Origin of the sequence: Halobellus captivus (assembly GCF_007655485.1) — an archaeon.
Lineage (GTDB): Archaea > Halobacteriota > Halobacteria > Halobacteriales > Haloferacaceae > Haloquadratum > Haloquadratum captivum.
Map to the genome: position 1 here is coordinate 1 of NZ_VJXQ01000017.1, position 1603 is coordinate 1603.

General features: G+C 62.2%; 1 protein-coding gene. It reads left to right on the top strand.

Annotation, left to right across the window (positions count from 1 at the left end):
- Positions 1–1603, top strand: a 1603-nt coding sequence (locus tag FJT57_RS16295; protein ID WP_144906891.1) for a VirB4 family type IV secretion system protein, incomplete at both ends; no start/stop codon positions are given.

The following is a 1603-nucleotide window of genomic DNA, read 5'->3' on the forward strand; positions in this document are numbered from 1 at the left end:
TCGAGATGACCGACGTCCAGTTCGATCTGACGACCCACATCACGCCGAAAAATCAGGAGCGAGCCCGGAACGAACTACAGGACATCGCTGACGATCTCCAGGTCGATGCTGACCTCGAACAGAGTATCCGGAGCGCCTATCTCCAAGAGCGCGCCAACGAGGCCGCAGCGACGTACAAGGCCGTCGAGAACGGCGCAAACGTCTTCGATCAGGGGATGTTCATCACCGTCCGGGCCGACGAGAAAGATGAGCTCAGAGACGCTGTCCAAACGGTCAAGAGTGCGCTCCGCGACGACCCGGCGAACCTCACGCCGAAGACGGCTATCTGTCGGCAGGATCTCGCTCTCCAGTCCGCCGCGCCCATCGGCGACAACAAGTTCGGCCGGACGTCGATCGCGCTCGGCGGCGCCATCGGCGCGTTGCTCTCATCGCCGCACAACGCGACGATCCTCGAGGAGGGCGGCGTCGAGTTCGGGATTCACAAGGACAACCAAAGCCCGGTCGTCATCGATCCCTTCTCCCGAGACAACGGGTACGCGATGTTCACCGTCGGCGATACCGGCTCGGGGAAGTCGTTTAGTTCGAAGCAGAACTTCATCCGGTCGATCGAGCAGAGTAAGGACCGCATCGGGATCATCCTCGAGCCGCTGAACAACTGGGCCGGTGTCTCGGAAGCCCTCGACGCCGAACGGATCACGGTCGGCGGGACGCTCGGTCTGAATCCGCTGGAGATTCGGGAGACGCCGGAGCACGTCCAGCGGGCGATGGGTGAGGACGCGAGCCCGTTCAACGAGAAGCTCGACGACGCGATGAGCTTCCTCACCAACTTCTTCGCGCTCCGTGGTATCTCGCTCGGCGACCGGCGGACGACGCTCGAACTCGGGCTCAAGCGCGCCTACAAGCGCCAGGACATTACTGACGACATCTCCACGCACAGCAATCCGAGCCCGACCATCCGCGATATGATGGACGTCTTCGAGGATATGATCGACGACCCCGAGGAGTTCGTCGTGCGGTCCGACGAGGAAGCCGGGAAGATCAAGGAGGACGCAACGTGGCTGCTCGATCAGCTCCGCCCCTTCGAGGACGACGGTCGGCACAGGAATCTCGGCCAAGAATCCGACTTCGACATCCGGGACGAGAAGGTCATCTATCTCGATCTCGCCCAGCAGGAAGGGAGCGTGGACAGCAGCACGGCACTGACGATGCAGCTCCTCATCTCGCTGGTGTACGAGCGAGCGAAGGTCTCGGACAAGGAGGTCGTGTTCTACATCGACGAGGCCCGCTATATCATGCAGGACGCCGCCAGTCTGGCGTTCCTAGAGACTGTCTTCCGGCACCACCGCCACCACGACCTCTCGATCCGGCTGGTCACCCAGACGGTCGACGAGTTCTTCGAGCACGCCGAATCCGAAGCGATTCTCGATCAGTGTGCGGTCAAACAGTTCCACCGTCTCGACGGGATGGACGAAGACTGGGCCGACGAGTTCGGTCTGAACTACGCACAGATGCGGTTCGTCCAGGACGCCGTTCCTGGTAACGAGGACGCCGGCTTCTCCGAGGCCCTAGTGGGCGTCGACGGCGAGTGGCGTGGGATCCAGGT